The organism is Pseudomonas avellanae BPIC 631 (assembly GCF_000444135.1).
Lineage (GTDB): Bacteria > Pseudomonadota > Gammaproteobacteria > Pseudomonadales > Pseudomonadaceae > Aquipseudomonas > Aquipseudomonas avellanae.
Map to the genome: position 1 here is coordinate 18145 of NZ_ATDK01000559.1, position 20516 is coordinate 38660.

The 20516-nt window shown below is 55.4% G+C and carries 32 protein-coding genes; 31 read left to right on the top strand and 1 reads right to left on the bottom strand.

Annotated features, from left to right (window positions below; translation table 11 throughout):
- Positions 1-15 precede the first annotated feature (15 nt).
- The 30 genes from tuf (at position 16) to bfr (ending at position 15791) form a co-directional block, all read left to right on the top strand.
- Positions 16-1209, top strand: coding sequence for an elongation factor Tu (gene tuf / locus DW49_RS0124775; protein WP_005614218.1), 1194 nt, complete (start codon positions 16-18; stop codon positions 1207-1209).
- A gap of 141 nt (positions 1210-1350) precedes the next feature.
- Positions 1351-1662 carry a 30S ribosomal protein S10 gene (rpsJ, locus tag DW49_RS0124780; protein WP_005614219.1) on the top strand — a complete coding sequence of 104 codons (312 nt, stop codon included), beginning with the start codon at positions 1351-1353 and terminating at the stop codon, positions 1660-1662.
- Positions 1663-1743: 81 nt separating this feature from the next.
- Complete coding sequence (gene rplC, locus DW49_RS0124785; RefSeq protein WP_004397052.1) at positions 1744-2379, top strand: 50S ribosomal protein L3; 636 nt, start codon at positions 1744-1746, stop codon at positions 2377-2379.
- Between the two features lie 12 nt (positions 2380-2391).
- Positions 2392-2994 carry a 50S ribosomal protein L4 gene (rplD, locus tag DW49_RS0124790; RefSeq protein ID WP_002555489.1) on the top strand — a complete coding sequence of 201 codons (603 nt, stop codon included), beginning with the start codon at positions 2392-2394 and terminating at the stop codon, positions 2992-2994.
- Positions 2991-3290 carry a 50S ribosomal protein L23 gene (gene rplW / locus DW49_RS0124795; RefSeq protein ID WP_002555488.1) on the top strand — a complete coding sequence of 100 codons (300 nt, stop codon included), beginning with the start codon at positions 2991-2993 and terminating at the stop codon, positions 3288-3290. The genes rplD and rplW overlap by 4 nt, the downstream gene beginning before the upstream one ends.
- Positions 3291-3304: 14 nt before the next feature.
- Positions 3305-4129: a 50S ribosomal protein L2 gene (gene rplB, locus DW49_RS0124800; RefSeq protein WP_004397049.1), complete on the top strand. Its 825-nt coding sequence runs from the start codon at positions 3305-3307 to the stop codon at positions 4127-4129.
- Positions 4130-4145: 16 nt separating this feature from the next.
- A complete protein-coding gene (rpsS, locus tag DW49_RS0124805; protein WP_005614236.1) occupies positions 4146-4421 on the top strand; it encodes a 30S ribosomal protein S19 in 276 nt (91 codons plus the stop codon).
- A gap of 13 nt (positions 4422-4434) precedes the next feature.
- Positions 4435-4767: a 50S ribosomal protein L22 gene (gene rplV / locus DW49_RS0124810; RefSeq protein ID WP_002555485.1), complete on the top strand. Its 333-nt coding sequence runs from the start codon at positions 4435-4437 to the stop codon at positions 4765-4767.
- Between the two features lie 13 nt (positions 4768-4780).
- On the top strand, positions 4781-5467 hold the full coding sequence (gene rpsC, locus DW49_RS0124815; protein WP_024420478.1) for a 30S ribosomal protein S3: 687 nt from the start codon (positions 4781-4783) through the stop codon (positions 5465-5467).
- Positions 5468-5479: 12 nt separating this feature from the next.
- The gene (gene rplP / locus DW49_RS0124820) at positions 5480-5893 is read left to right on the top strand and encodes a 50S ribosomal protein L16 (RefSeq protein ID WP_002555482.1); all 414 of its coding nucleotides are present in this window, start codon (positions 5480-5482) and stop codon (positions 5891-5893) included.
- Entirely contained in the window at positions 5893-6084 is a 192-nt protein-coding gene (gene rpmC / locus DW49_RS0124825) for a 50S ribosomal protein L29 (protein WP_002555481.1), read from the top strand. Before rplP ends, rpmC begins: the two co-directional genes overlap by 1 nt.
- A gap of 2 nt (positions 6085-6086) precedes the next feature.
- Entirely contained in the window at positions 6087-6353 is a 267-nt protein-coding gene (gene rpsQ, locus DW49_RS0124830; protein ID WP_002555480.1) for a 30S ribosomal protein S17, read from the top strand.
- 23 nt (positions 6354-6376) lie between these two features.
- Positions 6377-6745 carry a 50S ribosomal protein L14 gene (gene rplN, locus DW49_RS0124835; RefSeq protein WP_002555479.1) on the top strand — a complete coding sequence of 123 codons (369 nt, stop codon included), beginning with the start codon at positions 6377-6379 and terminating at the stop codon, positions 6743-6745.
- An 11-nt stretch (positions 6746-6756) separates the two neighbouring features.
- Entirely contained in the window at positions 6757-7071 is a 315-nt protein-coding gene (gene rplX, locus DW49_RS0124840) for a 50S ribosomal protein L24 (protein ID WP_002555478.1), read from the top strand.
- 20 nt (positions 7072-7091) lie between these two features.
- Entirely contained in the window at positions 7092-7631 is a 540-nt protein-coding gene (rplE, locus tag DW49_RS0124845; RefSeq protein WP_004397032.1) for a 50S ribosomal protein L5, read from the top strand.
- A gap of 13 nt (positions 7632-7644) precedes the next feature.
- Positions 7645-7950 (top strand): 30S ribosomal protein S14, encoded by a 306-nt coding sequence (gene rpsN, locus DW49_RS0124850; RefSeq protein ID WP_002555476.1) that lies wholly within the window; start codon positions 7645-7647, stop codon positions 7948-7950.
- A gap of 214 nt (positions 7951-8164) precedes the next feature.
- Positions 8165-8557: a 30S ribosomal protein S8 gene (gene rpsH / locus DW49_RS0124855; RefSeq protein WP_002555475.1), complete on the top strand. Its 393-nt coding sequence runs from the start codon at positions 8165-8167 to the stop codon at positions 8555-8557.
- A gap of 13 nt (positions 8558-8570) precedes the next feature.
- On the top strand, positions 8571-9104 hold the full coding sequence (gene rplF / locus DW49_RS0124860; protein ID WP_003369019.1) for a 50S ribosomal protein L6: 534 nt from the start codon (positions 8571-8573) through the stop codon (positions 9102-9104).
- A gap of 10 nt (positions 9105-9114) precedes the next feature.
- The gene (rplR, locus tag DW49_RS0124865; protein WP_002555473.1) at positions 9115-9465 is read left to right on the top strand and encodes a 50S ribosomal protein L18; all 351 of its coding nucleotides are present in this window, start codon (positions 9115-9117) and stop codon (positions 9463-9465) included.
- A gap of 3 nt (positions 9466-9468) precedes the next feature.
- A complete protein-coding gene (rpsE, locus tag DW49_RS0124870) occupies positions 9469-9969 on the top strand; it encodes a 30S ribosomal protein S5 (protein ID WP_005614279.1) in 501 nt (166 codons plus the stop codon).
- 2 nt (positions 9970-9971) lie between these two features.
- Positions 9972-10148, top strand: coding sequence for a 50S ribosomal protein L30 (gene rpmD, locus DW49_RS0124875; RefSeq protein ID WP_002555471.1), 177 nt, complete (start codon positions 9972-9974; stop codon positions 10146-10148).
- Positions 10149-10151: 3 nt separating this feature from the next.
- A complete protein-coding gene (gene rplO / locus DW49_RS0124880) occupies positions 10152-10586 on the top strand; it encodes a 50S ribosomal protein L15 (RefSeq protein WP_002555470.1) in 435 nt (144 codons plus the stop codon).
- Positions 10587-11921 carry a preprotein translocase subunit SecY gene (gene secY / locus DW49_RS0124885; protein WP_002555469.1) on the top strand — a complete coding sequence of 445 codons (1335 nt, stop codon included), beginning with the start codon at positions 10587-10589 and terminating at the stop codon, positions 11919-11921. It begins immediately after the preceding gene.
- Between the two features lie 28 nt (positions 11922-11949).
- Complete coding sequence (rpmJ, locus tag DW49_RS1000000131225; protein WP_002555468.1) at positions 11950-12066, top strand: 50S ribosomal protein L36; 117 nt, start codon at positions 11950-11952, stop codon at positions 12064-12066.
- A gap of 130 nt (positions 12067-12196) precedes the next feature.
- Positions 12197-12553, top strand: a complete 357-nt coding sequence (rpsM, locus tag DW49_RS0124890; RefSeq protein ID WP_002555467.1) for a 30S ribosomal protein S13 — start codon at positions 12197-12199, stop codon at positions 12551-12553.
- Positions 12554-12583: 30 nt separating this feature from the next.
- The gene (rpsK, locus tag DW49_RS0124895; RefSeq protein WP_002555466.1) at positions 12584-12973 is read left to right on the top strand and encodes a 30S ribosomal protein S11; all 390 of its coding nucleotides are present in this window, start codon (positions 12584-12586) and stop codon (positions 12971-12973) included.
- Between the two features lie 18 nt (positions 12974-12991).
- Entirely contained in the window at positions 12992-13612 is a 621-nt protein-coding gene (gene rpsD, locus DW49_RS0124900) for a 30S ribosomal protein S4 (protein ID WP_002555465.1), read from the top strand.
- 22 nt (positions 13613-13634) lie between these two features.
- Complete coding sequence (locus tag DW49_RS0124905; RefSeq protein WP_002555464.1) at positions 13635-14636, top strand: DNA-directed RNA polymerase subunit alpha; 1002 nt, start codon at positions 13635-13637, stop codon at positions 14634-14636.
- A 41-nt stretch (positions 14637-14677) separates the two neighbouring features.
- Positions 14678-15064, top strand: coding sequence for a 50S ribosomal protein L17 (gene rplQ, locus DW49_RS0124910; RefSeq protein WP_004397026.1), 387 nt, complete (start codon positions 14678-14680; stop codon positions 15062-15064).
- 262 nt (positions 15065-15326) lie between these two features.
- Complete coding sequence (bfr, locus tag DW49_RS0124915) at positions 15327-15791, top strand: bacterioferritin (protein WP_005614296.1); 465 nt, start codon at positions 15327-15329, stop codon at positions 15789-15791.
- 92 nt (positions 15792-15883) lie between these two features.
- Here bfr and uvrA read toward each other — a convergent pair whose 3' ends face one another.
- Entirely contained in the window at positions 15884-18718 is a 2835-nt protein-coding gene (gene uvrA / locus DW49_RS0124920; RefSeq protein WP_005614297.1) for an excinuclease ABC subunit UvrA, read from the bottom strand.
- A 129-nt stretch (positions 18719-18847) separates the two neighbouring features.
- Here uvrA and DW49_RS0124925 point away from each other — a divergent pair, with 129 nt between their 5' ends.
- Positions 18848-20248, top strand: a complete 1401-nt coding sequence (locus DW49_RS0124925) for an MFS transporter (RefSeq protein ID WP_005614299.1) — start codon at positions 18848-18850, stop codon at positions 20246-20248.
- The last annotated feature ends 268 nt before the right edge of the window (positions 20249-20516 follow it).

The following is a 20516-nucleotide window of genomic DNA, read 5'->3' on the forward strand; positions in this document are numbered from 1 at the left end:
TAGGAGTTATTTGTCGTGGCTAAAGAAAAATTTGATCGTTCCCTTCCGCACGTCAACGTTGGCACTATCGGTCACGTTGACCACGGTAAAACCACACTGACCGCTGCTCTGACTCGCGTCTGCTCCGAAGTTTTCGGTTCGGCTCGTGTTGACTTCGACAAGATCGACAGCGCACCAGAAGAAAAAGCTCGCGGTATCACCATCAACACTGCTCACGTTGAGTACAACTCGGCTGTGCGTCACTACGCGCACGTTGACTGCCCAGGTCACGCCGACTACGTGAAGAACATGATCACCGGTGCTGCGCAGATGGACGGCGCTATCCTGGTTTGTTCGGCTGCTGATGGTCCTATGCCACAAACTCGTGAGCACATCCTGCTGTCCCGTCAGGTTGGCGTTCCGTACATCGTGGTCTTCCTGAACAAGGCTGACCTGGTAGACGACGCTGAGCTGCTGGAGCTGGTTGAGATGGAAGTGCGCGATCTGCTGAGCACTTACGACTTCCCGGGCGACGACACTCCAATCATCATCGGCTCTGCCCGTATGGCGTTGGAAGGCAAAGACGACAACGAGATGGGCACCACTGCCGTCAAGAAGTTGGTCGAAACTCTGGACAGCTACATCCCTCAGCCAGAGCGTGCTATCGACAAGCCGTTCCTGATGCCAATCGAAGACGTGTTCTCGATCTCCGGTCGCGGTACTGTTGTAACTGGTCGTGTTGAGCGCGGTATCGTCAAAGTCCAGGATCCACTGGAAATCGTTGGTCTGCGTGACACTACCGTCACTACCTGCACCGGCGTTGAGATGTTCCGCAAGCTGCTCGACGAAGGTCGTGCTGGCGAGAACTGCGGCGTTCTGTTGCGCGGCACCAAGCGTGACGACGTTGAGCGTGGCCAGGTTCTGGTCAAGCCAGGTACCGTCAAGCCGCACACCCAGTTCGAAGCTGAAATCTACGTTCTGAGCAAAGAAGAAGGCGGTCGTCACACTCCGTTCTTCGAGGGCTACCGTCCACAGTTCTACTTCCGTACTACCGACGTAACTGGTAGCTGCAAACTGCCGGAAGGCGTAGAAATGGTTATGCCAGGTGATAACGTTAAAGTTTCCGTTACCCTGATCAAGCCAATCGCAATGGAAGTTGGCCTGCGTTTCGCAGTTCGTGAAGGCGGTCGTACCGTCGGCGCTGGCCTCGTAGCCAAAATCATCGCGTAAGCGTTGATTCCCAAAAAGAGCCCCCGCAACGCGGGGGCTTTTTTATTGGGTTGACACCTTGCCAGCCCGTCTATAGAGTTGCGCCTCCTTTTAACGGGCGTATTGCGCTCGGTGGGAACAGCAATCTGGAGTCTGAATCCAATGCAAAACCAGCAAATCCGTATCAGGTTGAAGGCTTTTGACCATCGCCTGATCGACCAATCAACCCAGGAAATCGTGGAAACCGCGAAACGTACTGGTGCACAAGTGCGTGGTCCGATTCCACTGCCGGCCCGTAAAGAGCGGTTCACCGTTCTGGTTTCTCCGCACGTCAACAAAGACGCGCGCGACCAGTACGAGATCCGTACTCACAAGCGTGTTCTGGACATTGTCCAGCCAACGGAAAAAACCGTTGATGCGCTTATGAAGCTTGATCTTGCGGCCGGTGTGGAAGTTCAGATCAGCCTCGGCTAAGACTTGGGTCTTAGTCGTGTAATGCTCTGAAATGGGCGGCCATAGCGGGTGAAAGCCCCGTACACTCATGAGGTTTACAACATGACTATTGGTGTAGTCGGTCGTAAATGCGGTATGACCCGTATTTTCACCGAAGAAGGTGTCTCCATTCCGGTCACGGTCATTGAGATCGAGCCGAATCGCGTCACTCAGTTTAAAACCGAAGAAACCGATGGCTATCGTGCAGTGCAAGTCACTGTCGGTGAGCGTCGTGCTTCGCGTGTTACAGCCGCTCAGGCTGGCCACTTCGCTAAAGCGAACGTAGCCGCCGGTCGTACCGTCATGGAATTCCGTCTTGAAGAAGGCGAGTACCAGGCTGGCGATCAGATCAACGCTGAAATCTTCGCTGCTGGTCAACTGGTTGATGTAACCGGTCAGTCCAAGGGTAAAGGCTTCCAGGGTACGATCAAGCGCTGGAATTTCCGTGGTCAAGACAATACCCACGGTAACTCCGTCTCCCACCGCGTCCCGGGCTCTATCGGCCAGTGCCAGACTCCTGGTCGTGTATTCAAGGGCAAAAAAATGTCCGGTCATATGGGCGCTGAGCGCGTGACCGTGCAGTCCCTCGAAGTAGTGCGCGTGGACGCTGAACGCAATCTGTTGTTGGTCAAGGGTGCTGTTCCTGGCGCTACTGGCGGCAACCTGGTTGTACGTCCGGCAGCCAAGGCTCGCGGTTAAGGGGAAGCTGACATGCAATTAAATGTAAATGACGCTCAGGCAATCGAAGTTTCCGAACTGACATTTGGTGGCGAATTCAACGAGACGCTGGTTCACCAGGCAGTCGTGGCCTACATGGCTGGCGGTCGTCAGGGTAGCAAGCAGCAAAAGACCCGTTCCGACGTTCGTGGTGGCGGTAAGCGCCCTTGGCGTCAGAAAGGTACTGGCCGTGCTCGTGCCGGTACTATCCGTAGCCCAATCTGGCGCGGCGGCGGTACCACTTTCGCAGCTCGTCCTCAGGATCACACTCAGAAGCTCAACAAGAAGATGTATCGCGCAGCTTTGCGCTCCATCCTTGCTGAACTGGTCCGTACTGATCGTCTGGTCGTGGTTCAGGATTTCGCTGTTGAAGCACCGAAAACCAAAGATTTGCTGAACAAGCTGACTGGCATGGGCCTGACTGACGTCTTGATCGTGTCTGACGCTGTTGACCAGAATCTGTACCTGGCTGCTCGTAACCTGCCGCACGTCGATGTACGTGATGTTCAAGGTTCCGATCCAGTTAGTCTGATCGCATACGACAAGGTGTTGATCACCGTGTCGGCCGTGAAGAAATTCGAGGAGCTGCTGGGATGAACCAGGAACGCGTATTTAAAGTTCTGCTTGGCCCGCACGTTTCCGAGAAGGCTACGGTTCTGGCAGACAAAAAAGGTCAGTTCGTTTTCAAGGTTGCTACTGACGCAACCAAGCTGGAAATCAAGAAGGCCGTCGAAAGCCTGTTCAGCGTGAAAGTAGAGCGTGTTACTACCCTGAATGTTCTGGGTAAGAGCAAGCGCACTGCTCGCGGTCTGGGCAAGCGTAATGACTGGAAGAAGGCAGTTATCTCCCTTCAGCCAGGCCAAGATCTCGATTTCAGCAGCAGTGCTGAGTAAGGAAGGGGTGCATCATGGCAATCGTTAAATGCAAACCGACTTCCCCTGGCCGCCGTTTTGTGGTCAAGGTGGTCAACCAGGAGCTGCATAAAGGCGCTCCTCACGCACCGCTGCTCGAGAAAAAATCGAAGACTGGTGGTCGTAACAACAATGGTCGTATTACTACCCGTCATATCGGTGGTGGCCATAAGCAACATTATCGTCTGGTCGATTTCCGTCGCAACGACAAGGATGGCATCACTGCCACCGTCGAGCGTATTGAATACGATCCAAACCGTACTGCTCACATTGCTCTGCTGCTTTACGCAGACGGCGAGCGCCGCTACATCATCGCCCCTAAAGGCGTGAGTGCTGGCGACCAGCTGATTGCAGGTGCTTTGGCACCAATCAAGCCGGGCAACGCTCTTCAGCTGCGTAACATTCCAGTTGGTAGCACCGTACACGGCATCGAACTGAAGCCAGGTAAAGGCGCACAGATCGCTCGTTCTGCTGGTGCTTCTGCACAGCTGATCGCTCGTGAAGGTGTGTACGTGACCCTGCGTCTTCGCTCCGGTGAAATGCGTAAAGTACTGTCTGAATGCCGTGCAACGCTGGGCGAAGTCTCGAACTCCGAGCACAGCCTTCGTTCGCTGGGTAAAGCTGGTGCCAAACGCTGGCGTGGCGTTCGCCCAACCGTTCGTGGTGTTGCCATGAACCCGGTTGACCACCCACACGGTGGTGGTGAAGGTCGTACCTCTGGTGGTCGTCATCCGGTATCGCCGTGGGGCTTCCCGACTAAGGGCGCGAAGACTCGTGGTAATAAGCGTACCGACAAAATGATCGTCCGTCGTCGCAAGTAAATAGAGGGATACGACAGTGCCACGTTCTCTGAAAAAAGGTCCTTTTATTGATCTTCACCTACTGAAGAAGATCGAAGTGGCGGCGGAAAAGAATGATCGCAAGCCGGTGAAAACCTGGTCGCGTCGTTCGATGATCCCGCCACAAATGGTCGGTTTGACCATTGCAGTGCATAACGGTCGTCAACATGTCCCAGTTCTCGTGAACGAAGACATGGTCGGCCATAAACTAGGCGAGTTTGCCGGTACCCGCACATATCGTGGGCACGTGGCAGACAAGAAAGCCAAGCGTTAAGGGGTAAGGAACGATGGAAGTAGCCGCTAAGTTGTCGGGCGCTCGAATCTCCGCCCAGAAAGCCCGCTTGGTCGCCGACCAGATCCGCGGGAAGAAGGTGGGCGAAGCGCTCAACCTGTTGGCTTTCAGCAGTAAGAAAGCCGCCGAGATCCTGAAGAAAGTGCTGGAGTCGGCTGTAGCCAACGCCGAGCACAACGAAGGCGCAGACGTTGATGACCTCAAGGTCTCCACCGTTTTCGTCAACGAAGGGCGTTCGCTGAAGCGCATCATGCCACGTGCTAAAGGCCGTGCTGATCGCATCGTCAAGCGGTCTTGCCATATCACTGTCAAGGTTGCTGACAAGTAACGGAGTCGAAGAGATGGGTCAGAAAGTACATCCCATTGGCATTCGCCTGGGAATCGTCAAGGAGCACACCTCCGTCTGGTACGCAGACGGTCGGACTTATGCGGACTATTTGTTCGCTGATCTGAAAGTGCGTGAGTACCTCCAAGACAAATTAAAAAGCGCGTCCGTCAGCCGTATCGATATCCATCGTCCGGCTCAGACAGCACGTATCACCATCCACACCGCTCGTCCCGGCATCGTGATCGGCAAGAAAGGTGAAGATGTTGAGAAACTGCGTCAGGACCTGACCAAGCAAATGGGTGTGCCTGTGCACATCAATATCGAAGAGATCCGCAAGCCGGAGCTCGACGGTATGCTGGTTGCGCAGAGCGTAGCTCAGCAGCTGGAGCGTCGCGTAATGTTCCGTCGCGCTATGAAGCGCGCTGTTCAGAACGCCATGCGCATTGGTGCCAAAGGCATCAAAATCCAAGTGAGCGGTCGTCTCGGCGGTGCTGAAATCGCACGTACTGAATGGTATCGCGAGGGGCGTGTGCCATTGCACACCCTGCGTGCCGACATCGACTATGCCAACTACGAAGCTCACACCATTTACGGTGTGATCGGTGTAAAGGTTTGGATCTTCAAAGGCGAAGTAATTGGTGGTCGCCAAGAAGAACTGAAACCACAAGCACCAGCGCCTCGTAAAAAAGCTGCTAAGTAAGGGGTACGCCAAATGTTGCAACCAAAGCGTACGAAGTTCCGCAAGCAGATGACCGGTCACAACCGTGGTCTGGCACTGCGCGGTAGCAAAGTCAGCTTCGGCGAGTTCGCGCTGAAGTCTGTTGCTCGTGGTCGTCTCACCGCTCGTCAGATCGAGTCAGCGCGTCGTGCTCTGACCCGTCACGTTAAACGTGGCGGCAAGATCTGGATCCGTGTGTTCCCGGACAAGCCTGTCACCAAGAAGCCACTCGAAGTTCGGATGGGTAAAGGTAAGGGTAACGTGGAGTACTGGGTTGCCCAGATTCAGCCAGGCAAAGTCCTGTATGAAATCGAGGGTGTTACTGAAGAGCTGGCGCGTGAGGCTTTCGCCCTGGCTGCTGCAAAGCTGCCGCTCGCCACCTCCTTTGTTAAGCGGACGGTGATGTGATGAAAGCGAATGAACTTCGTGAAAAATCAGCACAGCAGCTGAACGAGCAACTGCTCGGCCTGCTGCGCGACCAGTTCAATCTGCGTATGCAGAAAGCAACTGGCCAGTTGGGGCAGTCTCATCTGCTCTCGCAAGTTAAGCGTGACATCGCTCGCGTGAAAACTGTGCTCAACCAGCAGGCAGGTAAGTAATCATGGCTGAAGCCGAAAAAACTGTCCGTACGCTGACTGGCCGTGTTGTCAGCGACAAGATGGACAAGACCATCACCGTTCTGATCGAGCGTCGCGTAAAGCACCCGATCTACGGTAAATACGTTAAGCGTTCGACTAAGCTGCACGCGCACGACGAAACCAACCAGTGCCATATCGGCGACAAGGTCACTATTCGTGAAACTCGTCCGGTAGCCAAGACCAAGTCTTGGGCGTTGGTTGATATCCTCGAACGCGCTGTGGAAGTCTAAGGACTAGGGGTCGGAGAAATTATATGATTCAGACTCAATCCATGCTCGATGTGGCCGATAACAGCGGCGCACGCCGCGTTATGTGCATCAAGGTGCTGGGTGGCTCCCATCGTCGTTACGCTGGTATCGGTGACATCATCAAAGTGACCGTCAAGGAAGCAATTCCGCGCGGCAAGGTGAAAAAAGGCCAAGTGATGACTGCAGTAGTAGTCCGCACTCGCCATGGTGTCCGTCGTGCTGACGGCTCCATCATCCGCTTCGATGGCAACGCTGCTGTTCTTTTGAACAACAAGCAAGAGCCGATCGGTACCCGTATCTTTGGGCCAGTGACCCGTGAACTTCGTACTGAGAAGTTCATGAAGATTGTCTCGCTCGCCCCAGAAGTGCTCTAAGGAGATCCGACATGCAAAAGATTCGTCGTGACGACGAGATCATCGTGATCGCCGGTAAAGACAAAGGTAAGCGCGGTAAGGTGCTCAAGGTTCTCGCTGACGACCGTCTGGTCGTTGGTGGGATCAACCTGGTGAAGCGTCATACCAAGCCAAACCCGATGTCGGGCGTACAGGGCGGTATCGTCGAGAAAGAAGCGCCATTGCACGCTTCTAACGTCGCTATTTTCAATGGCGCAACCAACAAGGCAGACCGCGTTGGTTTCAAAGTTGAAGATGGCAAGAAAATTCGTGTCTTCAAGTCGACCCAAAAAGCGGTTGATGCTTGAACACTGCTAGGTAGAAGACCATGGCACGACTAAAAGAGATTTATCGGAAGGAAATCGCTCCGAAGCTTAAGGAAGAACTTAAGCTTGGGAACGTGATGGAAGTTCCGCGCGTTACCAAAATCACCCTGAACATGGGTCTGGGCGAAGCGATCGGCGACAAAAAAGTCATCGAGCACGCTGTTGCTGACCTGGAAAAGATCACCGGTCAGAAAGTCGTTGTGACTTACGCTCGGAAATCCATCGCTGGCTTTAAAGTCCGTGAAGGTTGGCCGATCGGCGTCAAAGTGACTCTGCGCCGCGATCGTATGTATGAGTTCCTGGATCGTCTGCTGTCGATCTCCCTGCCTCGGGTTCGCGACTTCCGCGGCCTGAATGCCAAGTCCTTCGATGGTCGTGGTAACTACAGCATGGGCGTAAAAGAGCAGATCATTTTCCCGGAAATCGATTACGACAAGATCGATGCTCTGCGCGGTCTGGACATTACCCTGACCACCACTGCCAAGAACGATGATGAAGGTCGCGCATTGCTGCGTGCTTTCAAATTCCCGTTCCGCAACTGATTGGAGTAGGAAAATGGCCAAGAAGAGCATGAAAAACCGTGAGCTGAAGCGTCAGCTCACCGTTGCCAAGTACGCCAAGAAGCGTGCAGAGCTGAAAGCTATCATCGTTGATCTGAACGCAAGTCCAGAAGCGCGTTGGGAAGCTACCGTAGCCCTGCAGAAGCAACCACGTGACGCAAGCGCTGCGCGCATGCGTAACCGTTGCCGCATCACTGGTCGTCCGCACGGCGTCTACCGCAAGTTCGGCCTCGGCCGTAACAAGCTGCGTGAAGCAGCTATGCGTGGCGACGTTCCAGGTCTGGTTAAAGCCAGCTGGTAAGGCGACACCTCTCGCTTCGTCCCGCCGGTTGCGCAAGTCATCGGTCGGGATGGAGCCTGAATTTGAATCAAGCCCCTTTTGGGGCTTGATTCATTTCCGGGGTAGGACTAGAATTGCCGGCTCGCCTGAGCCCGTGTTTTCACTTGCCCGGAAGTTCTCGGCGATCAAGCTGTAGCCGCAAGGCTAATTATTTTGTTTTAGGAGCGTCTAGCCCATGAGTATGCAGGACCCGTTAGCGGACATGCTAACTCGTATCCGTAATGCCCAGATGGCTGAAAAGCCCGTCGTCAGCATGCCATCTTCCACGTTGAAGGTTGCTGTAGCAAAAGTCCTGAAGGACGAAGGCTACATTGCGGGTTATCAGATCAGCAGCGAAGTTAAATCCTCGCTGTCCATCGAGCTTAAGTACTTCGAAGGCCGTCCGGTCATCGAAGAGGTTAAGCGCGTCAGCCGCCCAGGCTTGCGTCAGTACAAGTCCTCCGATGATCTGCCGAAAGTTCGTGGCGGTCTTGGTGTGTCTATCGTCTCCACCAGTAAAGGTGTGATGACGGATCGTGCTGCGCGCGCTGCCGGTGTCGGTGGCGAAGTGCTTTGCACTGTGTTCTAAGGGGGGGATAAGCATGTCACGCGTAGCTAAGAACCCCGTTAAGCTGCCATCAGGCGTCGAAGTCAAACTCGTCGGCCAGCAGCTTTCGGTGAAGGGTGCCAAGGGCACTCTAGAACTGAACATCCATTCGTCCGTTGAGATTGTTGAAGAAGCTGGTGAGCTGCGTTTCGCTGCTCGCAATGGCGATCAACAAACCCGCGCAATGGCAGGCACCACTCGTGCACTGGTTAACAACATGGTCCAGGGCGTAAGCCAAGGCTTTGAGCGCAAGCTCCAGCTGGTCGGTGTTGGTTACAAGGCGCAAGCAAAAGGCACGGTCCTGAACCTTGCACTTGGCTTTTCGCACCCGGTGGACTATGAATTGCCGAATGGCATCACCGCTGAGACCCCCAGCCAGACCGATATCCTGATTCGCGGTATCGATAAGCAGTTGGTTGGTCAAGTGGCCGCTGAGATCCGCGACTTCCGCCGTCCTGAGCCTTACAAAGGCAAAGGTGTGCGTTACGCGGACGAAGTCGTCCGCCGTAAAGAAGCCAAGAAGAAGTAGGGCATAGCAAATGACCGTCAAAAAAGTTACCCGACTGCGTCGCGCTCGCAAAGCACGCCTGAAAATGCACGAGCTGGAAGTCGTGCGTCTCTGCGTGCACCGCTCTTCGCAGCACATTTATGCCCAGGTCATCTCGGCCGACGGCAGCAAAGTTCTGGCAAGCGCCTCTACTTTGGACAAAGAACTGCGTGATGGCGCCACTGGCAACATCGACGCGGCCACTAAGGTTGGCAAGCTGGTCGCCGAGCGCGCGAAAGCCGCGGGTGTATCGCAAGTCGCTTTCGACCGTTCTGGCTTCAAGTACCACGGCCGTGTCAAAGCGCTGGCTGATGCTGCTCGTGAAGGCGGGCTGGAGTTCTAAGTTATGTCAAATCACGACCAAAAACGCGACGAAGGCTACATCGAAAAACTGGTTCAAGTTAACCGCGTGGCCAAAACCGTAAAAGGCGGCCGTATCTTCACTTTCACTGCGTTGACCGTAGTGGGTGATGGTAAAGGGCGTGTTGGCTTCGGCCGTGGCAAGTCACGTGAAGTGCCTGCTGCAATCCAGAAAGCGATGGAAGCTGCTCGCCGCAACATGATTCAGGTTGATCTGAACGGCGCTACATTGCAGTACGCAATGAAGTCTGCTCATGGCGCCTCGAAGGTGTACATGCAGCCTGCTTCTGAAGGTACCGGTATCATCGCTGGCGGCGCAATGCGCGCAGTGCTGGAAGTTGCTGGTGTTCAGAACGTACTGGCCAAGTGCTACGGTTCGACTAACCCTGTAAACGTGGTTCATGCCACTTTCAAGGGTTTGAAAGGCATGCAGTCTCCTGAGTCGATCGCTGCCAAACGTGGCAAGCGTGTTGAGGAGATCATCTGATCATGGCTACCGTTAAAGTAACGCTGATCAAAAGCATGACCGGCCGCATCCCTAATCACAGATTGTGCATTAAGGGTTTGGGTCTGCGTCGCATCGGTCACACTGTAGAAGTCCTGGATACTCCCGAAAATCGCGGGATGATCAACAAGGCTTACTACATGCTGCGAGTCGAGGGTTAATCGATGAAACTCAATGATCTGAGTCCAGCGCCGGGTTCCCGTCGCGAAAAGCATCGTCCGGGCCGTGGTATCGGTAGTGGTTTGGGCAAGACCGGTGGCCGTGGCCACAAAGGTCAAAGCTCCCGCTCCGGTGGCACTATTGCTCCGGGCTTTGAGGGCGGCCAACAGCCGCTGCATCGTCGCCTGCCAAAATTCGGTTTCGTTTCCCTGAAGGCCATGGATCGCGCTGAAGTGCGTCTGTCCGAGCTGGCTAAAGTGGAAGGCGACATCGTAACTGTGCAGTCCCTGAAAGATGCCAACGTGATTAACCAGAACGTACAGCGTGTGAAAATCATGCTGTCGGGCGAAGTTACTCGCGCTGTCACTATCAAGGGTATCGCCGCCACCAAAGGTGCGCGTGCGGCTATCGAAGCAGCTGGCGGCAAGTTCGAGGAATAAATGGCTAAGCAAGGTGCTCTCTCTGCGCTCGGCAAAGGCGGTATGTCTGAACTCTGGGCTCGTCTGCGTTTTCTGTTCCTGGCGATTATCGTCTACCGAATAGGTGCGCACATCCCGGTTCCAGGTATCAACCCTGACCGACTCGCAGAACTGTTTCGACAGAATGAGGGGACCATTCTTAGCTTGTTCAACATGTTTTCCGGCGGTGCGCTGGAGCGGATGAGCATCTTTGCACTGGGGATCATGCCGTACATTTCGGCATCGATCATCATGCAGTTGATGACAGCCGTCAGCCCACAGCTGGAGCAGTTGAAGAAGGAAGGTGAAGCTGGCCGTCGCAAGATAAGCCAGTACACCCGCTACGGCACTGTGGTCCTGGCTCTGGTTCAAGCTATCGGCATGTCCGTTGGCCTGGCTAGTCAGGGCGTCGCGTTCTCTGGGGACCTGGGTTTCCACTTTGTGGCCGTAACTACCTTCGTGGCAGGTGCGATGTTCATGATGTGGCTAGGCGAGCAGATCACCGAGCGCGGTGTCGGCAACGGTATCTCGATGTTGATCTTCGCGGGTATCGTAGCTGGTCTTCCGAGAGCGATAGGGCAGTCTTTCGAGTCTGCACGTCAGGGTGATATCAACATTTTCGCTCTGGTTGCAATCGGTTTGCTGGCAGTAGCGATCATCGGTTTTGTGGTGTTCATTGAGCGTGGTCAGCGTCGAATCGCCGTTCACTATGCCAAGCGTCAGCAGGGCCGCAAGGTCTTCGCTGCGCAGACAAGCCACCTACCGTTGAAAGTGAACATGGCTGGCGTAATTCCGGCCATTTTCGCGAGCAGCATTTTGCTGTTCCCGGCTTCGTTGGGGTCCTGGTTCGGTCAGTCTGAAGGTCTGGGCTGGTTGCAGGACATCTCGCAGTCGATCGCTCCTGGTCAGCCGTTGAATATTCTGCTGTTTAGTGCAGGGATTATTTTCTTCTGCTTCTTCTATACGGCGTTGATGTTCAATCCGAAAGACGTAGCGGAAAACCTGAAGAAGTCCGGTGCCTTTATTCCGGGTATTCGTCCAGGCGAGCAGTCGGCGCGCTACATTGATGGCGTTCTGACTCGTTTGACCATGTTCGGTGCTCTATATATGACGGCCGTGTGTCTGCTTCCCCAGTTTCTGGTGGTCGCGGCAAACGTACCGTTCTACCTTGGCGGGACCTCGTTGCTGATCGTGGTCGTGGTTGTGATGGACTTTATGTCGCAAGTGCAATCTCACCTCGTTTCGCACCAGTACGAATCCCTGATGAAGAAAGCCAACCTGAAGGGCTACGGTGGCAGCGGCGGTATGCTGCGCTGAAGCACCCCTAAGGTTCGAGGAGTTGGTGATGAAAGTTCGTGCATCGGTGAAAAAGCTGTGCCGTAACTGCAAGATTATTCGCCGCGAAGGTGTTGTTCGAGTAATTTGCAGCGCGGAACCACGTCATAAGCAGCGCCAAGGCTGATTGTGATTTGTGCTTAAGCCCAGCAGCTAGTGCGCTGCTGGGTTGATTATTTGTTACTACAGCGATATTATCTCGCGCCCTATTTCTTGGCTTCCGGGGCGTAGGTAGCTGTCAATTGGAGTCCCACTGAATGGCCCGTATTGCAGGCGTTAACATTCCAGATAACAAGCATACTGTTATCTCGCTGACCTACATCTATGGTGTTGGTCGCACCACCGCACAGAAAATTTGTGCAACCACCGGGGTCAACCCGGCGGTGAAAATCAAAGATCTGAGCGACGAGCAGATTGAACAGCTGCGTGGCGAAGTGGCGAAGTTCACCACTGAAGGTGACCTGCGTCGCGAAATCAACATGAAAATCAAGCGCTTGATGGACCTGGGCTGCTACCGCGGTCTGCGTCATCGTCGTGGTCTTCCAGTGCGCGGTCAGCGTACCAAGACCAACGCGCGTACTCGCAAAGGTCCGCGTAAGCCGATCCGCAAGTAATCGCTCCAGCGCAACGACAGGAATCTAGTCATGGCAAAACCTGCTGCTCGTCCTCGTAAAAAAGTTAAAAAGACAGTGGTTGATGGCATCGCCCACATCCACGCGTCGTTTAACAACACAATCGTCACCATTACCGATCGTCAAGGTAACGCTCTCTCGTGGGCTACCTCCGGCGGTTCGGGTTTCCGTGGTTCGCGCAAATCCACCCCGTTCGCTGCTCAAGTAGCTGCTGAGCGTGCTGGCCAAGCTGCGCTGGAGTACGGTCTGAAGAACCTCGACGTCAATGTCAAGGGTCCAGGCCCAGGTCGTGAATCCGCTGTCCGTGCATTGAACGGCTGTGGCTATAAGATCGCCAGCATCACCGACGTGACGCCAATCCCGCACAACGGGTGCCGTCCGCCGAAGAAGCGCCGCGTGTAATCCAGGAGACTGTAAGAAATGGCTCGTTACATTGGTCCAAAATGCAAACTTGCTCGTCGTGAAGGCACCGATCTCTTTTTGAAGAGCGGCGTTCGCGCTATCGAATCCAAGTGCAACATCGAAGCAGCTCCAGGCATCCACGGCCAACGCCGCGGTCGCCAGTCCGATTACGGTACTCAGCTGCGTGAAAAGCAAAAAGTCCGTCGTATCTACGGCGTTCTCGAGCGTCAGTTCAGCGGCTACTACAAAGAAGCCGCCGGCAAGAAAGGTGCAACAGGCGAGAACCTGCTGCAACTGCTCGAATGCCGTCTGGACAACGTTGTATATCGCATGGGCTTCGGCTCGACGCGTGCCGAATCCCGTCAATTGGTTTCGCACAAGTCGGTTAGCGTAAACGGCAAAACCGTTAACGTTCCTTCTTATCAGGTTCGTGCTGGTGACGTTGTCGCTATCCGCGAAAAGGCTAAGAATCAGCTGCGTATTGTCCAGGCTCTCGATCTGTGTGCCCAACGTGGCCGCGTAGAATGGGTAGAAGTAGACACTGAGAAGAAATCGGGCGTTTTCAAGAACGTACCAGCTCGCAGTGATCTATCCGCCGACATCAACGAAAGCCTGATTGTCGAGCTCTACTCCAAGTAAGGGCTAGAAAATAGGTGCATCCATGCAGATTTCGGTAAATGAGTTCCTGACACCCCGCCACATTGATGTGCAGGTTGTCAGTCCAACCCGCGCCAAAATCACTCTCGAGCCTCTCGAGCGTGGTTTCGGCCATACCCTGGGCAACGCGCTTCGCCGCATTTTGTTGTCCTCCATGCCCGGCTGTGCAGTAGTCGAGGCCGAGATTGACGGTGTACTCCATGAGTACAGCGCCATCGAAGGTGTACAGGAAGACGTCATTGAAATCCTGTTGAACCTTAAAGGTCTGGCTATCAAGCTGCACGGTCGAGACGAAGTTACGCTGACCTTGTCGAAGAAGGGTTCGGGGGTGGTTACCGCTGCCGATATTCAGCTGGATCATGATGTCGAGATCGTTAACCCCGATCACGTAATCGCTAACCTGGCGTCTAACGGCGTCTTGAACATGAAGCTCACCGTAGCTCGTGGTCGTGGTTATGAGCCGGCAGACTCGCGTCAAAGCGATGAAGACGAAAGCCGCAGCATTGGTCGCTTGCAGCTTGACTCTTCGTTCAGCCCGGTTCGCCGTATCGCATACGTGGTGGAAAACGCCCGTGTCGAGCAGCGCACTAACCTGGACAAGCTGGTTATTGATCTGGAAACCAACGGTACTCTGGATCCGGAAGAGGCTATCCGTCGCGCTGCAACCATCCTGCAACAGCAGTTGGCTGCGTTCGTGGACCTCAAAGGCGACAGCGAACCAGTGGTAATCGAACAGGAAGACGAGATCGATCCGATCCTGCTTCGTCCGGTTGACGATTTGGAACTGACCGTGCGTTCGGCCAACTGCCTTAAGGCGGAGAACATCTACTACATCGGTGACCTGATTCAGCGCACCGAAGTAGAGTTGTTGAAGACTCCGAACCTGGGCAAGAAATCCTTGACCGAGATCAAGGACGTTCTGGCTTCTCGTGGTCTGTCCCTCGGCATGCGCCTCGACAACTGGCCGCCGGCAAGTCTTAAGAAGGACGACAAGGCTACGGCCTGATCGTCGTAATCACCGAACGCGAGTTTGGTAAGGAATGAACCATGCGTCATCGTAAAAGTGGACGTCACCTGAGCCGTACCAGCTCTCACCGTAAAGCCATGTTTCAAAACATGGCGGTGTCGCTGTTCGAGCACGAGCTGATCAAAACTACCCTGCCGAAAGCCAAGGAACTGCGCCGCGTTGCCGAGCCGCTGATCACCCTGGCCAAGGAAGACAGTGTTGCTAACCGTCGTCTGGCTTTCGACCGTACTCGTTCGAAAGAAATCGTCGGCAAGCTGTTCAACGATCTGGGCAAACGCTATGCAACCCGTCAGGGCGGCTATCTGCGTATCCTCAAGTGCGGTTTCCGCACTGGCGACAACGCGCCAATGGCGTACGTCGAGTTGGTTGATCGTCCTGTCGGTGGCTCTGTAGAAGCTGCTGAATAAGACATCAGTTTGAACAGAAGACCGGGCCTTGTGCCCGGTTTTTTGTTATCTGCGATTTGGAAACTCAAATGTCAGTGTCAATGATCCGTATTGCCATTCTCGGATTGAGTCGAAGTGAGAAACAGAACCGCCCTCATTTGGGCGGTTTTTCGCTTCTTAACAGCGTAATTTTGCCGCTTTTCGTCGGTTTATTGCGCTTTTCCGAGTGACCTTGCGCGATGCTTAGTTCAAACTATGTTCTTTGAAGCAGGAGTCAGGTGCGATGCAAGGCCACCCGGAAGTAATCGATTATCTCAACACGTTGCTCACGGGCGAATTGGCAGCTCGTGACCAATATTTCGTTCACTCGCGTATGTACGAAGACTGGGGCTTTTCCAAGCTCTACGAGCGTATCAATCATGAGATGGAAGAAGAGGCTCAACATGCTGACGCCCTGATGCGCCGCATTCTGATGCTGGAAGGCACGCCGCGCATGCGACCGGATGATCTGGATGTCGGCACCACGGTGCCTGAGATGCTCGCCAGCGATCTGCGTCTGGAATACAAGGTGCGTGCCGCACTGTGCAAGGGCATCGCGCTCTGTGAGCTGCACGGCGACTACGTGACCCGTGAAATTCTGCGCGTGCAGTTGGCCGATACCGAAGAAGATCACACTTACTGGCTTGAACAGCAGATGGGTCTGATCAAATCCATCGGTCTGCAGAATTACCTGCAATCGCAGTTCTGATTCTGCGTCCATAAAAAAGCTCCTGCACAGACGTGACAGGAGCTTTTCGTATCCGGGTCCGACCGAAGCCTGACCCGTTTTCGCTACGCCGGTTAAGCCCTGTCTCTGATCAACAGAGGCTTGAGGTAATGCCCGGTATACGACTGCTCCATCTCGGCGACCTGTTCAGGCGTGCCGGTCGCAATGATCTGCCCGCCTCTTGAGCCGCCTTCCGGCCCCAGATCCACCAACCAGTCTGCCGTCTTGATGACATCCAGGTTGTGCTCGATCACCACCACCGTGTTGCCATGGTCGCGCAGGCGATGCAGCACATCCAGCAACTGTTGAATATCGGCAAAATGCAGGCCGGTAGTCGGTTCGTCGAGGATATACAGCGTCTTGCCAGTGTCGCGCTTGGACAGCTCACGCGACAGCTTGACGCGCTGCGCTTCGCCGCCTGACAGGGTGGTCGCCGATTGCCCCAGCTTGATATAGGAAAGCCCAACGTCCATGAGGGTTTGCAGCTTGCGCGCCAATGCAGGAACGGCGTCGAAGAACTCGCGCGCTTCTTCGATGGTCATCTCAAGCACTTCGTGGACGTTCTTGCCCTTGTACTTGATCTCAAGGGTTTCACGGTTGTAGCGCTTGCTCTTGCACACATCGCACGGCACATAGATGTCCGGCAGAAAGTGCATCTCGACCTTGATCAAGCCATCTCCCTGACACGCTTCGCAACGACCGCCCTTGACGTTGAACGAGAACCGTCCCGGGCCATAGCCCCGCGAGCGCGATTCCGGCACCCCGGCAAACAGTTCGCGAATCGGCGTGAACAGCCCGGTATAGGTCGCCGGGTTGGAGCGTGGCGTACGACCGATAGGGCTCTGATCGATGTCCACGACCTTGTCCAGATGCTGCAGGCCGTTGATGCTGTCGTGAGCGGCAGCCTCAAGTGTCGTTGCGCCGTTCAGCGCCGTGGCACTCAGCGGGAACAGCGTGTTGTTGATCAGTGTTGACTTGCCCGACCCTGAAACACCCGTCACACAGGTCAGCAGACCAATCGGAATGTCGAGGTTGACGTTCTGCAGGTTGTTGCCACGCGCACCCTTGAGGGTCAGCGACAGCTTCTTGTTGCGGGGCGTGCGCTTGGCGGGTACGGCGATCTTCACACGGCCCGACAGGTATTTGCCGGTCAGTGAGTCAGGATGCGCCATTACCTCGTCCGGCGTGCCTTCGGCAACGATATGCCCGCCGTGCACGCCAGCGCCAGGGCCGATATCGACCACGTAGTCGGCCAGGCGAATCGCATCTTCGTCATGCTCCACCACAATCACCGTGTTGCCAATGTCGCGCAGGTGCTTGAGCGTGCCCAGCAAACGGTCGTTGTCGCGCTGGTGCAGGCCAATCGACGGCTCATCGAGGATATACATTACCCCGACCAGGCCCGCACCGATCTGACTGGCCAGACGAATACGCTGCGCTTCACCGCCAGACAGCGTGTCTGCGCTGCGATCCAGGGTCAGGTAATCCAGACCAACGTTGACCAGAAACTGCAAACGCTCGCGGATCTCCTTGAGAATCTTGTCGGCAATTTCGCCGCGTCGGCCGGTCAGCTTCAGCGTTTCAAAATAATGCGTGGCGTCGCCAATCGGTAGATTGGTCACCGCTGGCAGAGTCTTTTCGCCCACCCATACGTGACGCGCTTCACGACGCAAACGAGTGCCGCGGCAGTCAGGGCAGGGCTGAGTGCCGAGAAACTTGGCCAGCTCTTCGCGCACGGTCGCCGATTCGGTTTCGCGATAGCGACGCTCCAGATTAGGCACGATGCCTTCAAAAGGGTGCGCACGTTTGACGATATCGCCGCGATCATTCAGATAGCGGAAGTCGACACTCTGCGAGCCGCTGCCGTTAAGTAGAACCTTCTGCATGTCGGCCGGGATTTCTTTGAACGGCACTTCCAGGCTGAAACCGTAGTGCTTGGACAGCGAGCCGAGCATCTGGAAATAATAGACGTTACGCCTGTCCCAGCCGCGTATCGCGCCTTCAGCCAGCGTCAGCTCAGCGTTGACCAGCCGCTTGATATCAAAGAACTGCTTCACGCCCAGACCGTCGCAGGTCGGGCATGCGCCAGCCGGGTTGTTGAAGGAGAATAGCTTCGGTTCCAGCTCGCTGATCGCGTGGCCACAGATCGGGCAAGCGAAGCGGGCGGAGAAAATCACTTCTTCGCCTGGCTCGTCGTCCATCGGTGCGACCAGCGCAATGCCGTCTGCCAGCTTCAATGCCGTCTCGAAAGACTCGGCCAGACGCTGCTGCAGGTCGGCGCGAACCTTGAAGCGGTCCACTACCACGTCAATGGAGTGCTTCTTCTGCTTGTCCAGCTTCGGCAGCTCATCCAGCTCACACAGCCGACCGTTGACTCGCGCCCGCACAAAACCTTGGGCACGCAGCTCTTCGAATACCGAAAGGTGTTCACCCTTGCGCTCGCGAATAACCGGCGCCAGCAGCATCAGCTTGCTGCCTTCGGGCTGAGTCAGCACCAGGTCAACCATCTGGCTGACGGTCTGGGCTTCCAGCGGAATATCGTGATCCGGGCAGCGAGGCTGTCCGACCCGCGCATATAAAAGACGCAGGTAATCGTAAATCTCGGTAATCGTGCCCACGGTCGAGCGTGGGTTGTGCGACGTGGATTTCTGCTCGATGGAAATGGCCGGCGACAGACCTTCGATCGTATCGACGTCCGGCTTCTCCATCATCGACAGAAACTGTCGAGCGTAGGCAGACAGCGACTCGACGTAACGGCGTTGCCCTTCGGCATACAGCGTATCGAAAGCCAGCGAAGACTTGCCTGAGCCGGAGAGCCCGGTGATAACGATCAGTTTGTCGCGGGGAAGTGTCAGGTCAATATTTTTCAGGTTGTGGGTTCGTGCCCCACGTATCAGGATCTTGTCCACTGCGGCCTCGCTTGGCGGGCATAAACGACGGAGTATACGGCTCCGAGCCATCACGCGGCAAAGCGTCGCGTATGTGCTGTACAACGATGGGACTGGTAGAATCGCCGCCGGTTCACACGAGGTTATTCCATGCACGATACCCACAGCGAGCGTATGAGTAGCGGCGAGACCCGCGCAGCAGGCGGTCTGGCCCTGGTGTTCGCGTTCCGCATGCTTGGCATGTTCATGGTTTTGCCGGTTCTGGCAACCTACGGCATGGACCTGGCGGGCGCGAGTCCTGCACTGATTGGTCTGGCGATCGGCGCGTATGGCCTGACCCAGGCTGTACTGCAGATCCCGTTCGGGATTCTTTCTGACCGGATCGGCCGGCGACCGATTATCTATTTCGGGCTGATCATCTTCGCGCTCGGCAGCGTGGTGGCCGCCAATGCCGACTCGATCTGGGGAATTATCGGCGGACGCGTCCTGCAAGGCGCGGGGGCTATCTCTGCCGCTGTCATGGCCTTGCTCTCTGACCTGACCCGCGAACAGCACCGCACCAAGGCAATGGCCATGATCGGCATGACCATCGGTCTGTCGTTCGCCGTCGCCATGGTCGTTGGCCCGGTCATCACCGGCGCGTTCGGGCTGTCGGGGTTGTTTCTGGCAACCGGAGGCATGGCGTTGCTGGGCATGGTGATCGTCGCGTTCGTGGTGCCCAAGGCCAACGGTCCGCTGGTGCACCGCGAATCGGGCGTCGCCAAACAGGCATTAGGCGCGACGTTGCGTCACCCGGACCTACTGCGTCTGGATTTAGGTATCTTCGTGTTGCACGCCATGCTCATGTCCAGCTTCGTGGCGTTGCCGCTGGCGCTGGTCGAAAAAGCCGGTTTGCCCAAGGAAGAGCACTGGTGGGTCTACCTGACAGCCTTGCTGGTTTCGTTCTTCGCGATGATCCCGTTCATCATCTATGGCGAGAAGAAGCGTCAAATGAAGCGCGTTCTGCTCGGCGCTGTGTTTGTTCTGATGCTGTCTGAGCTATTCTTCTGGGCATACGGCGATACGTTGCGGGCACTGGTCATCGGGACAGTGGTATTCTTCACCGCGTTCAACCTGCTGGAAGCGTCCTTGCCGTCGCTGATCAGCAAAGTTTCACCGGCGGGCGGAAAAGGCACCGCGATGGGAGTTTATTCCACCAGCCAGTTTCTTGGTTCGGCCGCAGGTGGGATACTGGGCGGCTGGTTGTTCCAGCACGGTGGGCTTGATGTGGTGTTCCTTGGCGGTGCAGCCATGGCCGCCGTCTGGCTTGCCTTCGCAGTGACCATGCGAGAACCGCCTTACGTGACCAGCCTACGTCTGCCGTTGTCGCCGCAGGCGCAGCGTGAAGCAGGCCTGGCGGAGCGTTTGATGTCCGTAGCAGGCGTGACAGATGCAGTGGTGGTTGCCGAAGAGGCAGCCATCTACATAAAACTCGACACAAAATTATTGGATCGCGCCTCTCTCGAGAAGCTGGTCAACCCAGCATCAGAAGCGTGCGAAGCCTATGACTAGGGCCAATTTTTTTTGTCTCAGTTTATGATGCTAGGGGCAATTGAAATTTGTCCTGAACAGGCTAGGGGCAATTGAATTTGTCCATTCTGATGAAGTTTTTACTCCCCTTTCAGACTAATATGCACTTTCATTACCGCAGTGCTGCTCTGGAGTGGGGACTAACTTTGTCCTAGTGTACTGTTTTCGAAAAAATCAGCCACCAACTAACGGAAAATTCAAATCTTATCAATAGCTTAGCTTGCAGGTTATGGGTAACTTATTTCGAAAA

Coding starts and splice junctions, on each gene's coding strand:
- rpsM (WP_002555467.1), top strand. CDS start 12,197: ATGGCCCGTATTGCAGGCGTTAACATTCCAGATAACAAGCATACTGTT.
- rpsK (WP_002555466.1), top strand. CDS start 12,584: ATGGCAAAACCTGCTGCTCGTCCTCGTAAAAAAGTTAAAAAGACAGTG.
- rplE (WP_004397032.1), top strand. CDS start 7,092: ATGGCACGACTAAAAGAGATTTATCGGAAGGAAATCGCTCCGAAGCTT.
- rplV (WP_002555485.1), top strand. CDS start 4,435: ATGGAAGTAGCCGCTAAGTTGTCGGGCGCTCGAATCTCCGCCCAGAAA.
- rpsD (WP_002555465.1), top strand. CDS start 12,992: ATGGCTCGTTACATTGGTCCAAAATGCAAACTTGCTCGTCGTGAAGGC.
- DW49_RS0124925 (WP_005614299.1), top strand. CDS start 18,848: ATGCACGATACCCACAGCGAGCGTATGAGTAGCGGCGAGACCCGCGCA.
- rplO (WP_002555470.1), top strand. CDS start 10,152: ATGAAACTCAATGATCTGAGTCCAGCGCCGGGTTCCCGTCGCGAAAAG.
- rplD (WP_002555489.1), top strand. CDS start 2,392: ATGCAATTAAATGTAAATGACGCTCAGGCAATCGAAGTTTCCGAACTG.
- rplQ (WP_004397026.1), top strand. CDS start 14,678: ATGCGTCATCGTAAAAGTGGACGTCACCTGAGCCGTACCAGCTCTCAC.
- rplB (WP_004397049.1), top strand. CDS start 3,305: ATGGCAATCGTTAAATGCAAACCGACTTCCCCTGGCCGCCGTTTTGTG.
- rpsN (WP_002555476.1), top strand. CDS start 7,645: ATGGCCAAGAAGAGCATGAAAAACCGTGAGCTGAAGCGTCAGCTCACC.
- rplX (WP_002555478.1), top strand. CDS start 6,757: ATGCAAAAGATTCGTCGTGACGACGAGATCATCGTGATCGCCGGTAAA.
- rplW (WP_002555488.1), top strand. CDS start 2,991: ATGAACCAGGAACGCGTATTTAAAGTTCTGCTTGGCCCGCACGTTTCC.
- rplC (WP_004397052.1), top strand. CDS start 1,744: ATGACTATTGGTGTAGTCGGTCGTAAATGCGGTATGACCCGTATTTTC.
- rpsH (WP_002555475.1), top strand. CDS start 8,165: ATGAGTATGCAGGACCCGTTAGCGGACATGCTAACTCGTATCCGTAAT.
- rpmC (WP_002555481.1), top strand. CDS start 5,893: ATGAAAGCGAATGAACTTCGTGAAAAATCAGCACAGCAGCTGAACGAG.
- rplN (WP_002555479.1), top strand. CDS start 6,377: ATGATTCAGACTCAATCCATGCTCGATGTGGCCGATAACAGCGGCGCA.
- secY (WP_002555469.1), top strand. CDS start 10,587: ATGGCTAAGCAAGGTGCTCTCTCTGCGCTCGGCAAAGGCGGTATGTCT.
- rpsC (WP_024420478.1), top strand. CDS start 4,781: ATGGGTCAGAAAGTACATCCCATTGGCATTCGCCTGGGAATCGTCAAG.
- bfr (WP_005614296.1), top strand. CDS start 15,327: ATGCAAGGCCACCCGGAAGTAATCGATTATCTCAACACGTTGCTCACG.
- rpsJ (WP_005614219.1), top strand. CDS start 1,351: ATGCAAAACCAGCAAATCCGTATCAGGTTGAAGGCTTTTGACCATCGC.
- DW49_RS0124905 (WP_002555464.1), top strand. CDS start 13,635: ATGCAGATTTCGGTAAATGAGTTCCTGACACCCCGCCACATTGATGTG.
- rpsQ (WP_002555480.1), top strand. CDS start 6,087: ATGGCTGAAGCCGAAAAAACTGTCCGTACGCTGACTGGCCGTGTTGTC.
- rplR (WP_002555473.1), top strand. CDS start 9,115: ATGACCGTCAAAAAAGTTACCCGACTGCGTCGCGCTCGCAAAGCACGC.
- rpsE (WP_005614279.1), top strand. CDS start 9,469: ATGTCAAATCACGACCAAAAACGCGACGAAGGCTACATCGAAAAACTG.
- rplF (WP_003369019.1), top strand. CDS start 8,571: ATGTCACGCGTAGCTAAGAACCCCGTTAAGCTGCCATCAGGCGTCGAA.
- rpmD (WP_002555471.1), top strand. CDS start 9,972: ATGGCTACCGTTAAAGTAACGCTGATCAAAAGCATGACCGGCCGCATC.
- rplP (WP_002555482.1), top strand. CDS start 5,480: ATGTTGCAACCAAAGCGTACGAAGTTCCGCAAGCAGATGACCGGTCAC.
- rpmJ (WP_002555468.1), top strand. CDS start 11,950: ATGAAAGTTCGTGCATCGGTGAAAAAGCTGTGCCGTAACTGCAAGATT.